We start from the raw sequence: 12,716 nt of genomic DNA, 5'->3' as shown, positions 1-12,716 counted from the left end.
GTCAGGCCGGGCCGGGACCGCCGCGCGGCACCGCGTAGGGGGAGAGCTTGCGCTTCAGGAAGCGGCCGTCGGACGGGGCGCCGAGAATGCGGCCCTCCTCGCAGACGGGCTCGCCGCGCAGGATGGTCATCACCGGCCAGCCGGTCACGGCGAGGCCCTCGTAGGGGGTGTAGTCGGAGCCGTGGTGCAGGATCTCCTGGCGGATCACCTCCTTGCGGTTCGGATCCCAGAGCACGATGTCGGCATCGAAGCCGATGCCGATCGACCCCTTCTCCGGATAGAGGCCGTAGATCTTGGCGTGGTTGGTCGAGGTCAGCGCCACGAACTCGTTGACGGTGATGCGGCCCTCGGCGACGCCCTTGGAGTAGAGGATCGGCAGGCGCGTCTCGACCCCCGGGATTCCGTTCGGCACCCACTTGAAGGAGGTCCGCGCCTTCGGGTTCAGCTTGCCCTCGCTGCCTTCGTAGAAGAAGGGGCAGTGGTCGGACGAGAAGGTCTGGAAGACGCCGCCGCGGATGCCCTCCCAGATCGCGTCCCAGGAGGCTTGGTCGCGCGGCGGCGGCGAGCAGACGTACTTGCCGCCCGTCTCGTCCATGTTGAGGCCCTTCAGATCGTCGGCCGTTAGGGCGACGTATTGCGGGCAGGTCTCGCCGTAGACCTTGAGGCCGCGCTGCTGCGCCCAGCGGATCTGCTCCATGGGCTCGCGGCCGGAGACGTGCACGATCATGATAGGCACGTCGAGTAGCTCGCCGTGGCTGATCGCCCGGTGGGTCGCCTCGCGCTCGACCACCTGGGGACGCGAGACGGCGTGGTAGTAGGGCGCCGTCTTGCCAGCCGCCTCGAGCTTCTCGGTCATGAACTTGATGGAGTCGTAGCCCTCGCAGTGGACCATGACGAGCGCGCCGCAGCCGCGCGCGCAGTCGAAGACCTCGAGAAGCTGGCGGTCGTTCAGCACGAGGTCGTCGTAGGTCATGAAGACCTTGAAGGAGGAGTAGCCGTCCTCCACGAGGGCTGGCAGCTCCTGGCCCAGCACGGTCGGGGACGGGTCGGAGATGATCAGGTGGAAGCCGTAGTCGCAGTAGGACTGGCCGTCGGCCTCCTTGTGATAGTCCATCACCGAGGCCCGGAGCGAGGCGCCGCGCGGCTGCAGCGCGAAGGGGATCAGCGTGGTGTTGCCGCCAGCGATGGCCGAGCGGGTGCCGGTCTCGAAGCCGTCGGCCATCTTCGGGCCGCCGAAGGCGGGCTGGGCGAGGTGCACGTGGCTGTCGATGCCGCCCGGCATGACGAGCAGGCCGCCGGCGTCGATGGTGCGGGCGCCGTCCGCCAGGGCCTCGGCGATCGCGACGATCTTGCCGCCCCGGATGCCGACGTCGGCGCGCATCGTGTCGGAGGCGGTCACGACCGTGCCGCCGCGGATGACCAGGTCGAACTCGGGCATCAGGCTCTCCTCGGAATGATCGGGCGCGCCCGTCAGCGCGCGGGCGGGAACGCGAAGGCGGCGAAGCTGCCGGCATAGGGCTTGGGCGGCGGCGGGGCGTAGCCGCCCTGCTTGGAGGTCCTGACGCCGAGGCGGACGAGGCCGCCGGCCAGCGCCACCGCGGCCGCGACGCCGTCGATCACCGGCAGGCCGTGGCGGGCCGCGAGGTCGGCGGCGAGGTCGGCCATGCCGGCGCAACCGAGCACGATCGCCTCCGCGTGATCGTCCCGCAGGGCGGCCTCGATCTCGGCTGAGATGCGGGCGCGGCCGGCGGAGGCCGGATCCTCGAGGGCGAGGACCGGGATGCCGGCGGCGCGCACGCGGGCGCAGCGGGCGGCGAGGCCGTAGCGGACGAGGTTGTGCTCGATGACCGGGATCGAGACCGGCAGGGTGGTGACGACCGAGAAGCGGCCGGCCACCAGGCTCGCCACGTGGTAGGCGGCCTCGCCGATGCCGACCACCGGGGAGGCGACGGCCTGGCGGGCGGCATCGAGGCCGGTGTCGTCGAAGCAGGCGATGACGTGGGCCCGGGCGCCGGCCGCCTCGGCCTCCAGGATCCGCTGCAGCATGCCCGGGATGGCGTAGGCTTCGTCGTAGTAGCCCTCGATCGAGACCGGCCCCATGTCGGGCTGGGTCGCGAGGATCTCGGCGGTGCCGCCCGCCACCGCGCGGGCGGCCGACGCGATCTTGTCGGTCATCGATCGCGTGGTGTTCGGATTGACCACGTGGATCAGCACGTCACACTCCCTTGCCGGCGTCGGAGCCGAAGCGGGCCTGCCGGTTCTGCAGGATGCGGATGGCGAACAGGGCGACGAAGATGACCACGAAAGACACCGCGCTGACCACCGTCCCCAGCGCATAGATGTCCGGCTTGGTGACGGTCGTGGTCAGGCCCTGCAGTTCGAGCGGCAGGGTGTTGACGGGTCCGATCGCCTGGGACGAGCGGGCGAGTTCGTCCCACGAGAGGGTGAAGCCGAAGAGGCCGATGCCGACGACGCTCGGCAGGATGATGGGCAGCACCACGTGCCGGAAGGTCTGCCAGGGGGTGGCGCCGAGGTCGCGCGCGGCCTCCTCGAGGCGCGGGTCGAAGCGGTTGAAGATGGCGAACATGATGAGGAGGCCGAAGGGCAGCGTCCAGGTCAGGTGCGCGCCGAGGCCGGAGGTGAAGAGGCCCATGGCGGTCGTCCAGCCGTCGGCGATCTCCTGGAAGCCCCAGTCGCCCGCGTGCTTCTTGATCGCGTCGTCGAGGACGCGGAACTCCAGTGCGATGCCGAGCGAGGTGATGATGGAGGGCACGATCAGGCTGGCGATCGCCGTGTAGAAGAGCAGCGCGGAGCCGGCGAAGCGCTTGCGGAAGGCCATGCCGGCGGCGACCGACAGGACCACCGTGACGAGCATGACCACGAGGCCGAGCTTCAGCGAGCGCCAGAAGGCCGCGCCGATGTCGACGATGCCGCCGCCGCCGAAGAGCTTCCCGAACCAGAAGAGCGAGACGCCGTCCATCGGGAAGGTGAGGCCGCCCTGCGGGCCCTGGAAGGAGAGCACGTAGATGGCGATCATCGGCCCGTACAGGAACAGGACGTAGAGCGCGAAGACGAGCGCCAGGACGTAGAAGGACTTCGGCCGGCCCTCGCGCATGTCAGAGCTCCTTGCGCACGTCGACGAGCTTGGAGAGCATCGCGATGATCATGAAGGTGACGCCGAGCAGGATCACCGCGTTGGCGGCGGCGGCGGGGAACTGCAGGGCGTTGAGGCGGACCTCGATGATCTTGCCGGCCGCGGCGATCTGCTGGCCGCCCATGACGCCGATGGTGACGAAGTCGCCCATCACGATGGTGATGACGAAGATCGAGCCGATGACGATGCCCGGCTTGGCGAGCGGGACGACCACGTTGACGAGCGTCTGGAAGCCGCTGGCGCCGGCGTCGTAGGCGGCTTCGATCAGCCGCTTGTCGATGCGGATCATGGAATTGAAGATCGGCACGACCATGAAGAAGGTGAACAGGTGGACGAGCGCCAGCACCACGGCGAACTCGGAGAAGAGCAGCCATTCCAGCGGCTTGTCGATCAGGCCCAGGTCGATCAGGCCGGTGTTGACGAGCCCGTTGCGGCCAAGGAGCGGGATCCAGGCGATCATCCGGATGACGTTCGAGGTCCAGAACGGGATCGTGCAGAGGAGCGACAGGACGATCTGCCAGGTCTTGCTGCGCACGTGGAATGCCAGGAAATACGCGATGGTGAAGCCGATCAGGAGCGTGATGGCCCAGACCAGGAAGCAGAGCTTCAGGGTCTTTATGTAGGTCTTCAGGATCGTGCAGAGCTCCGGAAGCTTGTCCCAGCAGCCCTCGAATGTCTCATGATAGCCCCGCGTCGTGAAGCTCGGGATCATCTCGTATTCGTTGTAGTCCCAGAAGCTCACCATCACCACGAAGGCGAGCGGGATCAGGAAGAAGGCCAGGAAGACGAGCATCATCGGCCCGGCCTGGAGCCACGCGACGAACTGGGACGGGCGGTCTCTGAGCGCCATGGGGGCTCCGGACAGGAGGGGCGGAGGTCGGCGGGGCCGGTCCCGGCCGGTTCCCCGATCTTTCGCGTGGGCGGGAGGACGGCGCGGCCCGCTCGGGGCCGCGCCGCGGGGTCAGCGCGTCAGGCCGCGATGAACTCGTTCCACTTGCGGACCATGTAGTCGTTCTCGTCCATGACGGCGTTCCAGCAGGCGACCGAGCCCATGCGGTCGTCGTAGGAGCCGCCGTCGCGCACCGCCCCGGCCTTCTCGAGGAGCGAGCCGTCCGGCGCCTTGATGTCCTTCTCGGCCGCCTTGCCCTCCATCCAGTAGGCCCACTCGTAGGGCTCCATGTTGGCCTTGGCGGTGGAGAGGACGGCCGAGTAGTAGCCCTGGCGGTTCAGGTAGGCGCCGGCCCAGCCCGAGAGGAACCAGTTCACGAACTCGTAGGCCCAGTCGAGCTTCTTGCCCGAGACGCCCTTGGAGACGCAGAAGCCCGAGGCCCAGGAGCGGTAGCCTTCCTTGAGCGGCTGGAATATGCAGGGGATGCCCTGCGAGCGGACCTTGGTGACGGCCGGCGACCACATCGACTGGATGACGGTCTCGCCCGAGGCCATCAGGTTGACCGACTCGTTGAAGTCCTTCCAGAAGGCGCGGAACTGACCGGCTTTCTTGGCCTCGGTCAGGATCTTCATGGTCAGGTCGATCTCGGCCTTGGTCATGTTGCCCTTGTCGCCATACTTGTACTGGCCGGTGGCTTCCACGACCATCGCGGCGTCCATGATGCCGATCGACGGGATGTTGAGGATGGCGGCCTTGCCCTTGAACTCGGGGTTCAGCAGCTCGGCCCAGGAGTTGATCGGACGCTTGATCAGGTCCGGACGGATGCCGAGGGTGTCGGCGTTGTACACGGTCGGGATCAGGGTGACGAACTCGGTCTGGGTCTTCGAGAAGACCTTCGAGTCCTTGCCTTCGAGGTACAGGACCTTCCAAGGCGCGGTGCCCTGGTCACCGATTTTCTTGCCGTTCGGCAACTGGCCCTTGGTGAAGACGGGCGTTATGTTGTCGAATTCCTTGATCTTCTTCGCGTCGAGGGGCAGGATGTTGCCCGACGGAACCAGCTTCTTCAGCGAGAAGTACTCGGTGTCGAGCACGTCGAACGAGTTCGGCTGGGTGATGACGCGCTTGGTCACGTCGTCGGTGGTCGCCGTGATGTACTCGATTTTGATGCCCGTGTCGGCCAGGCACTTCTTGGCGATGTCGTCGCCCTCGTTCACCGCGGTGCCGAGGTAGCGGAGCACCTTCGGCTCCTGGCTCATCACGTAGGGAAATCCCGTGATGGCGCCCGAGCCGGCGGCGAGGCCGGCGGCGCCGGCGGCGCCCTTGAGCAGAGTACGGCGGCTGAGGGCGGAAGTCGTCTTGTCGTTCATACTGGTATGCTCCCCGTTTTGGCGCCGGCCGTCGGGACCGGCGCAGTCCTGGATCCCGGTCACGCGATCGGATGCGCGAGCGCCGGCTCCCAGGTGGCGACGACCGGCGCCCCCACCTGTCGAGGATCGGCGTCGAAGTCGGATTCCGCGATCTGGGCGGTCAGCTCGCCGCCGCCCTCGGTTCCCACGGTCACCTGCACGTAGGTGCCCTGGTATTCGACCTCCGTGACCACGCCCGCCACGGCGGGTCCGAGCACGGGCCGGTCGGCGCGCGCGAGCCGCAGGCGGTCGACCCTGACGGCGAACTTCGCCCCATTGACCGCCACCACGTTGTGGCCGCCGATGAAGCGGGCGACGAACTCGGTGCGCGGGCGGTTGAAGATGTCGCGCGGGCTGCCCTGCTGCTCGATGCGGCCGTGGTTCATCAGCACGACCAGGTCGGCGAGCGCCATCGCCTCCTCCTGGCCGTGGGTCACGTGGATGAAGGAGATGCCGAGCTCGCGCTGCAGCTTCTTCAGTTCGGCCCGCATCCGGATCCGCAGGAACGGGTCGAGGGCGGAGAGCGGCTCGTCGAGGAGCAGGATCTGCGGCTCGGTGATCAGGGCGCGGGCGAGGGCGACGCGCTGCTGCTGGCCGCCGGAGAGTTGGGCGGGCAGGCGCTCCGCGAAGGACGCCATGGCGACGAGGTCGAGCAGTTCCATCGCGCGGGCATGACGGGTCTTCCGGTCGACGCCGCGCATCTTTAGCGCGAAGGCCACGTTGTCGAGCACGGACAAGTGCGGGAACAGCGCGTAGGATTGGAACATCATGGCCGTGCCGCGCTTGGCGGGCTCGAGGTCCGTCACATTGGCGGGGCCGAGGATGATGTCGCCCTCACTCGCGGCCTCGTGGCCGGCGATCATGCGGAGCGTCGACGTCTTGCCGCAGCCCGAGGGGCCCAGGAGGCAGCAATAGGTGCCAGCCGGGATCTTCAGGTCGATGGCGTCGACCGCCACGGTCGCGCCGTAGCGCTTTGTCACGCGCACCAGTTCCAGGGCCGCCGGGTGGCTCATGCGTCGGGAGACTCCTCGCTGCGAAGCCGAAAGGTTGGCAAGCGACATGCCAAGTGCCGCGGCCCTCGCGTTTACAGGGCCTTGCGGGGCGCCGGGCCCGGCGAGCCGGCCGGGAGGCCGCTCGCTGTGCCTGAAAAAGAGGCATTATGGACACGATTTACGCTAGGATCGTATACGATCTGGGCGTGGGCGCAATGGCGGTCCGCCCTATACTCGGCCCCGGAGAGCGCGGGAGGCGGAGCGGCCCCCCGCGCGTCGGGAGAGGGCCGCGATGAGCGCAATCGACGGGGATGCAGCCGCGAAAGCCCAGTCCCAGGACCGGGGGCAGCAGATCCGCCAGGGGATCGTGACCGCCATCCTGGAGCACCGCCTGCACCCCGGCACGAAGCTCGGGGAGGACGAGATCGGGGCCATTTACGGGGCCAGCCGCACCATCGTCCGCTCCGCCCTGCAGGCGCTCGCCCACGAGGGCATCGTGGTCATCGAGAAGAACCGGGGCGCCTTCGTGGCCCGCCCGACGCCCGCGGAGGCCCGCGAGGTGTTCGAGGCGCGCCGGCTGATCGAGCCGGCGGTGGCGATGCGGGCCGCCGAGCGCTTCACCGGGGACTGGTCCCGCCTCCTCGCCCTGCACCTCGCGGAGGAGCGCAAGGCGCTGGCCGAGGGCGACGACCGGGCGGCGATCCGTCTTTCCGGCGAATTCCACGGGCTCGTGGCGCGCCTCGCCCAGCACGGCATCTATGCCGACATCCTGGCCGAGCTGATCACGCGGTCGTCGCTGATCATCCTCCTGTACCGCAGCCGGCGTGCCCATTTCTGCGGCACGGACCATCACGAGGCGATCGCGGCCGCCATCGCCGAGCGCGACGGGCCGGCGGCGGCGCGGCTGATGGTGGAGCATCTGGACGAGATCGAGCAGGGCCTGGACCTCGTCGAGCCGGAGCGGCCGGACACGCGGCTCGCCGACATCCTCGGCGGCTGAGGCGCACAGCGGACCATCGACGGTCCGAACGCCTCCCTCGGCTGCCGGAGACCAGTCCGGGCATGGCGGGAACGAAAACCGCGCATGAGGGCGAGACGTCTTGCACCGGCTCTCAGGTGCCGCGTGGCTTGGCGCGGGCGGTCGGGGCGGCGGCGAGCGGGTCGTCCGGCCAGACGTGCTTCGGGTAACGGCCCTTCATGTCGGCCTTCACGTCCTTCCACGAGCCGCGCCAGAAGCCGGGCAGGTCGCGGGTGAGCTGGATCGGACGGTGGGCGGGCGACAGCAGTTCCACGAGCAGCGGCACCTTGCCGGCCGCGATGGCCGGGTGGACGTCGAGCCCGAACAGCTCCTGCACGCGGATCGACAGGACCGGCCCATTCTCGGCCTCGTAGTCGATCGGCACGGCGTTGCCGGTCGGGGCGACGAAATGGGTCGGGGCGAGGCGGTCCAGCGCGCGCCGGGCATTCCAGTCGAGGAGGCCGTCGAGGCCGGCGGAGAGGTCCTCGGGCCGGATCTCGCCGATCGAGCGGCGGCCCGCGACGGCGGGGCCGAGCCAATCGGGGAGGCTTGCGAGGAGCGCATCGTCCGACAGGTCGGGCCAGGCGTCCGGTTCGGCCCGGCGGGCGAAGCCGACGCGCATGCGGAGCTGGTGCGCGGCCTTCGACCAGGGCAGACAGGCGAGGCCGCGCCCGCGCACGCCGTCGAGCAGCGCAGCCGCCACCGCGGCCGGGTCCGGCGCCTCGGCGGGGGCCTCGGCGAGGACGACCGGGCCGTAGCGGCGGACCTTGCGGGCGCGGACCGAGTCGGTCGCCTCGTCGAAGCGGATCAGCACCTCCTCCTCGATGTGCGAGGCGAAGTCGGCCTCGATGTCCTCGCGGGTGAGCGGGGCGGCAAGCAGGATGCGGGCGCTACCGGCGCTGCCCTGGAGCTCCGCGACGGCGAGATAGCGGGAGCGCGCCAGCGGATCGTGCGCCTCCAGCGCGCCGCCTCGCCCGTTGGCGAGGCGGTAGGCGCCGGGCTGGCCGCGCGCCTCGGCGACCCGGTCGGGATAGCCGAGGGCGAGGATCCGGCCTGCCTCGGCGGGATCGTCCGCATAGCGGGCCGGACCCGACGGCGGACCCGCGGCGCGCGCCCATCCGGCGGCGAGGCGGCGGGCGGCGTCGGCGCGCGGCCCCCGTTCGGCGCGGAAACGGCGGATGCGCTCCTCCAGGTCGGTGGATGTCCCGCCGAGTCCGCGCTCCGTCAGCACCGCCGCGATCTCGCCGGCGAGGCGGGCGCCGCCGCCCGCCGCCGCGTCGGCCACCATGGCGGCGAGGCGGGGCGGCAGCGGCAGCCGCTGCAGGATTCGGCCGCGGGCCGTGATGCGACCCTCCGCGTCGAGCGCGTCCATGGCCTTCAGAAGCACCACGGCCTCGTCCCACGCGGCGGCGGGCGGCGTGTCGAGGAAGCGCAGGCCGGACGGGTCGGTCGCGCCCCAGAGCGCCAGGTCGAGCACCAGCGAGGAGAGGTCGGCCTCCAGGATCTCGGGCCGCTCGTAGTGGCGCAGGGCCGCCGTCTGGGGTTCGTCCCAAAGGCGGTAGCAGACCCCCGGGCCGGTCCGGCCGGCACGGCCGCGCCGCTGGTCGGCGGAGGCGCGGCTCACCCGCACGGTCTCCAGCCGCGTCAGCCCCGTCGCGGGCTCGTAGCGGGGCACGCGCGCGAGGCCGGAATCGACCACGATGCGGACGCCCTCGATGGTCAGCGAGGTCTCGGCGATCGCGGTCGCGATCACCACCTTGCGGCGCCCGGGGGCGGCCGGCCGGATGGCGGCGTCCTGCTCGCGGGGCGTCAGCGCGCCGTACAGGGGGGCGAGGTCGACATCCGCGCCGACGCGGCCGGCGAGTTCGTCCGCCACGCGGCGGATCTCGGCCTGGCCGGGCAGGAAGGCCAGGATGGAGCCGTCCTCCTCGGCGAGCGCGCGGCGAACGGCGGACGCCACCTCCGCCTCGATGCGGGCCCCGGCGGCGCGGCCCAGATAGCGCGTGTCGACCGGATAGGCGCGGCCCTCGCTGACCACCACCGGGGCGTCGCCCAGGACCGCGCCGACGCGGGCGCCGTCGAGGGTGGCGGACATGACCAGGAGGCGCAGGTCGGGCCGCAGCGCCGCCTGGACATCGAGCGCCAGGGCGAGGCCGAGGTCGCCCTCGAGGCTGCGCTCGTGGAACTCGTCGAACAGGACGGCGGCGACGCCGGAGAGCTCCGGGTCGTCCAGGATCATGCGGGTGAAGACGCCCTCGGTGACCACCTCGACGCGGGTCGCGGCCGAGACGCGGGCCTCCATGCGGACCCGGAAGCCGACGGTGCGGCCGATGTCCTCGCCGAGGGTCGCGGCCATGCGCGCGGCCGCGGCGCGGGCGGCGATGCGGCGAGGCTCCAGGACCACGATGCGCCCGTCGCCGCGCCATGAGGAGTCGAGCAGGGCCAGCGGCACGCGGGTCGTCTTGCCGGCACCCGGCGGCGCCACCAGCACCGCGTTCGCCGAGCGCTCCAGGGCGGCGGCGAGCTCCGGGAGCGCAGCCTCGATGGGCAGCGGGGGCGCGCCGGCAGCGGAGTTGGTCAAGGTCGCGGTCTCCCCGGGGCCGGGGACGGCCGCCGTCGTCAGGATGTCGCGACGGTCTATGTCGAGGGGCGGGCGGGCCGCAAGCGCCTTCCGAAGGGCGCCGGGCTGCGCGGCGTTCCGATCAGCCGAAATAGTCCTGCAGGGCGGCCGCGCGGCGCTTCTCGACGCGCAGGATGCTGGCGGCGGCGCGCTGGGCCTCGTCGAGCGAGGCGGCCTGGTGGACGGGTATGCCGTCCAGGCGGATCAGCCATTTCTCCTGGCCCTTGACGACGTCGATCTCCGACCGCATGGCGATGCTCCCGTTTGTCTCCCAACGTTCTTAGCGCGAGAAGGTTTCGATCCCGTGTCCGCGCCGGCCTCTGCGCCGGACGCTCAGGCCGGGCGGCGGGCGCGGAGTACGGCGACGGCCTCCTCGGCGGCGCGCAGGCCGGTGTCGTGAGCGCCGTGGGCGGTCGAGAAGTCGGTCTCGTGGCTCGCCTCGCCGGCGAAGAAGACGCGGTCGTCGAAGGGCGCCGCGAGCCGCCGCCGCGCGGCGCCCTCCCCCGGCACCGCGTAGCTGTAGCCGCCCCCCACATGGGTGGTGCGCGACCAGGACGAGGCGGCGAGCGGCCGGAGGCTGCGGCGGACCTGCGCGCCGAAGAGCGTCGCCAGCTGGTCTTGCGCGAACGCGAAAGCCTCCGCGGGGCCCCGGTCGGCGACGAGCCGACCGCCTTCCCCGCCCAGGAAGACCTCCACGACCGGCCGGCCGAAGGGGCGGATGTAGTAGCTGCCGGTCGCCGGGTCGCGCGGGTCGCCGATGACGTGGGTCTCGGGCTCGAACGGGGACGGGCCGACGATCTCGAGGAAGAGCTTCTCGTTGTCGCCGAGCGGCAGGCAGGCGGCGGCCTCGCGCCAGGGCTCCAGGGCGGCAGGCAGGCGCAGGGCGCCGCGCGCCAGGACGGCGGTCGAGACGGTGAGGATCGCGGCGCGGGCGCGGATGGTTCCGGCCGGGGTCGCCGCCGCGATGCCGCCGGCGTCCAGATCGAGGGACAGCACCGGCGTGGCGAGCCGCACCGGAAAGCCGACCGGCACGCTCGCGGCCACGAGGGCGCCGTAGCCGGACGGCACCCGCCAGTTCTGCTCGGTCGAGGCCGAGTCGTAGGCGACGTAGTCGGCGGCCGACAGGCGGTCGAGGCGGGCGCCGCTGATATAGCCGACGATCGCCTGCACGTAGGCGTTCCAGGCGCCGCCGGGCGCGAGCGCGTCGGCGGCGCGGTCGCCCGCCCGCGCCACCACCGGAAGGCGCTCGTACCAGGCCGCGAAGGCCTCGTCGGCGGCGTCCTGCTGGTCGGGCGGGAAGCCCAGGTCGCGGAATTGCTGGCGCCAGGCCGCCGGACCGCGCTCGACCGCCACGCCGGAGGCCTCCGCGACCGCCGTCCAGGCGTTGCGCTCGCCGGAGTGCAGCCATCCGCAGCCGAGGTCGAGGGGAAGGCCGGCGAGCTCCGCGGTCCAGGCCCGCCCGCCGAGCCGGGGGCCCGCCTCCACCAGGAGTGCCCGGACTGCGGTCCCGGCGAGCCGCCGGGCGGCGCCGATCCCGGCCGCTCCGCCCCCGACGATCGGCACGTCCCAGTCCGCGTTCACCGGCCGTCTCCCGTTCGCACCGGCCGCCGCGACCGGGGGGTCATCCTAGTCCCAATGCCCGAACGGCCGCCAGGGTTGCGGCTGCGGCGTGTGTGCTGCGGAACCGGCGCCGGGCAGGGGCGTTAGGCGGGGCCACGATGGCAGACGGCCGGGAGACCACGACCATGACCAGGACCTTCATAGCCGCCGCCGGTGCCGCGGCCGCCCTCCTCCTGTCGCTGCCGGCCCTGGCCGAGGACATCAAAGAGACCGTCTGCGCCCAGGGGACCTACTCGGTGCCCTGCCCCAAGGTGGTCTGGTGCCCGGCGGCACGCTGCGGCATCGCCGTCGCCCGGCCGGACGGCATGATCGAGATCCTCTACTCGAGCGAGGAGAAGATGGGTCGGACGGTGCGCCGCCCCACCCTGGCCGGCAAGCCGATGGACCTGCAGAACCTCGCCGGACGGGTGATCGTGTTCGAGTGGGAGGACTCCGGCGACATCGGCCGCGACGGTGCCGACCTGGCGGTCAAGGACATCGTCTACGTGGTCATGCCCCCCCGCAACGCCGGCTGAGCTCAGCGCCGCCGCCCGGCCTCCGCATCCGCCTTCCTGGAGACAGCCCATGCCCAAGATCACCGTCAACGGTCGCGACCACGACTTTTCGGGCGACCCCGCCATGCCCCTTCTCTGGTACCTGCGCGACGAGCTCGGCCTGACGGGGACCAAGTACGGCTGCGGCATCGCGGTCTGCGGGGCCTGCGCGGTACATGTCGGCGGCATGGCCGTGCGGTCCTGCCAGACGTCGGTCGGCGACGTCGCCGGCCAGGAAGTCACCACGATCGAGGGGCTCGATCCGGCCGGCGACCACCCGGTGCAGCGGGCCTGGCGGGAGCTGAACGTGCCGCAATGCGGCTACTGCCAGGTCGGCCAGATCATGCAGGCCGCCGCCTTCCTGCAGACGACGCCGAAGCCCACCGACGCGGACATCGACTCCGCCATGGCAGGCAACCTGTGCCGTTGCGGGACCTATCCGCGCATCCGCGCCGCCATCAAGCGTGCCGCCGGGGAGGCCTGA

General features: G+C 71.3%; 12 protein-coding genes. 3 read left to right on the top strand and 9 right to left on the bottom strand.

Going from position 1 to position 12,716, the window contains the following annotated elements:
* Position 1 precedes the first annotated feature (1 nt).
* From hydA to WBG79_RS00650, 6 genes are all read right to left on the bottom strand, one after another.
* Positions 2 to 1,438, bottom strand: coding sequence for a dihydropyrimidinase (gene hydA, locus WBG79_RS00675; RefSeq protein WP_337355184.1), 1,437 nt, complete (start codon positions 1,436 to 1,438; stop codon positions 2 to 4).
* A 32-nt stretch (positions 1,439 to 1,470) separates the two neighbouring features.
* A complete protein-coding gene (locus WBG79_RS00670) occupies positions 1,471 to 2,214 on the bottom strand; it encodes an aspartate/glutamate racemase family protein (RefSeq protein ID WP_337355183.1) in 744 nt (247 codons plus the stop codon).
* A gap of 1 nt (position 2,215) precedes the next feature.
* Positions 2,216 to 3,115 carry an ABC transporter permease gene (locus WBG79_RS00665; RefSeq protein WP_337355182.1) on the bottom strand — a complete coding sequence of 300 codons (900 nt, stop codon included), beginning with the start codon at positions 3,113 to 3,115 and terminating at the stop codon, positions 2,216 to 2,218.
* A 1-nt stretch (position 3,116) separates the two neighbouring features.
* Positions 3,117 to 4,004, bottom strand: a complete 888-nt coding sequence (locus WBG79_RS00660) for an ABC transporter permease (protein ID WP_337355181.1) — start codon at positions 4,002 to 4,004, stop codon at positions 3,117 to 3,119.
* A 119-nt stretch (positions 4,005 to 4,123) separates the two neighbouring features.
* On the bottom strand, positions 4,124 to 5,410 hold the full coding sequence (locus WBG79_RS00655) for an ABC transporter substrate-binding protein (protein WP_337355180.1): 1,287 nt from the start codon (positions 5,408 to 5,410) through the stop codon (positions 4,124 to 4,126).
* Between the two features lie 59 nt (positions 5,411 to 5,469).
* Positions 5,470 to 6,462 (bottom strand): ABC transporter ATP-binding protein, encoded by a 993-nt coding sequence (locus WBG79_RS00650; RefSeq protein WP_337355179.1) that lies wholly within the window; start codon positions 6,460 to 6,462, stop codon positions 5,470 to 5,472.
* Between the two features lie 271 nt (positions 6,463 to 6,733).
* Here WBG79_RS00650 and WBG79_RS00645 point away from each other — a divergent pair, with 271 nt between their 5' ends.
* On the top strand, positions 6,734 to 7,441 hold the full coding sequence (locus WBG79_RS00645) for a GntR family transcriptional regulator (protein WP_337355178.1): 708 nt from the start codon (positions 6,734 to 6,736) through the stop codon (positions 7,439 to 7,441).
* A 112-nt stretch (positions 7,442 to 7,553) separates the two neighbouring features.
* Here the strand turns inward: WBG79_RS00645 and hrpB are convergent, their stop codons facing one another.
* The 3 genes from hrpB to WBG79_RS00630 form a co-directional block, all read right to left on the bottom strand.
* Complete coding sequence (gene hrpB / locus WBG79_RS00640) at positions 7,554 to 10,040, bottom strand: ATP-dependent helicase HrpB (RefSeq protein ID WP_337355177.1); 2,487 nt, start codon at positions 10,038 to 10,040, stop codon at positions 7,554 to 7,556.
* A 121-nt stretch (positions 10,041 to 10,161) separates the two neighbouring features.
* Positions 10,162 to 10,329, bottom strand: coding sequence for a hypothetical protein (locus tag WBG79_RS00635; RefSeq protein ID WP_337355176.1), 168 nt, complete (start codon positions 10,327 to 10,329; stop codon positions 10,162 to 10,164).
* Positions 10,330 to 10,412: 83 nt separating this feature from the next.
* Entirely contained in the window at positions 10,413 to 11,660 is a 1,248-nt protein-coding gene (locus WBG79_RS00630; RefSeq protein WP_337355175.1) for a flavin monoamine oxidase family protein, read from the bottom strand.
* Between the two features lie 164 nt (positions 11,661 to 11,824).
* On the opposite strand from WBG79_RS00630, the gene WBG79_RS00625 reads away from it, so the two are divergent.
* Positions 11,825 to 12,214 (top strand): hypothetical protein, encoded by a 390-nt coding sequence (locus WBG79_RS00625; protein WP_337355174.1) that lies wholly within the window; start codon positions 11,825 to 11,827, stop codon positions 12,212 to 12,214.
* Positions 12,215 to 12,263: 49 nt separating this feature from the next.
* Complete coding sequence (locus WBG79_RS00620; RefSeq protein WP_337355173.1) at positions 12,264 to 12,716, top strand: (2Fe-2S)-binding protein; 453 nt, start codon at positions 12,264 to 12,266, stop codon at positions 12,714 to 12,716.

This window comes from Prosthecomicrobium sp. N25 (assembly GCF_037203705.1).
GTDB lineage: Bacteria > Pseudomonadota > Alphaproteobacteria > Rhizobiales > Ancalomicrobiaceae > Prosthecodimorpha.
The sequence above is the reverse complement of the archived record's forward strand: the minus strand, read 5'-3'. Positions and strand labels throughout refer to the sequence as shown.

Bases quoted from the DNA above. Each gene is read 5' to 3' on its own strand.
- hydA (WP_337355184.1), bottom strand. From the start codon at position 1,438: ATGCCCGAGTTCGACCTGGTCATCCGCGGCGGCACGGTCGTGACCGCC.
- WBG79_RS00665 (WP_337355182.1), bottom strand. From the start codon at position 3,115: ATGCGCGAGGGCCGGCCGAAGTCCTTCTACGTCCTGGCGCTCGTCTTC.
- WBG79_RS00660 (WP_337355181.1), bottom strand. From the start codon at position 4,004: ATGGCGCTCAGAGACCGCCCGTCCCAGTTCGTCGCGTGGCTCCAGGCC.
- WBG79_RS00655 (WP_337355180.1), bottom strand. From the start codon at position 5,410: ATGAACGACAAGACGACTTCCGCCCTCAGCCGCCGTACTCTGCTCAAG.
- WBG79_RS00650 (WP_337355179.1), bottom strand. From the start codon at position 6,462: ATGAGCCACCCGGCGGCCCTGGAACTGGTGCGCGTGACAAAGCGCTAC.
- WBG79_RS00645 (WP_337355178.1), top strand. From the start codon at position 6,734: ATGAGCGCAATCGACGGGGATGCAGCCGCGAAAGCCCAGTCCCAGGAC.
- WBG79_RS00635 (WP_337355176.1), bottom strand. From the start codon at position 10,329: ATGCGGTCGGAGATCGACGTCGTCAAGGGCCAGGAGAAATGGCTGATC.
- WBG79_RS00625 (WP_337355174.1), top strand. From the start codon at position 11,825: ATGACCAGGACCTTCATAGCCGCCGCCGGTGCCGCGGCCGCCCTCCTC.
- WBG79_RS00620 (WP_337355173.1), top strand. From the start codon at position 12,264: ATGCCCAAGATCACCGTCAACGGTCGCGACCACGACTTTTCGGGCGAC.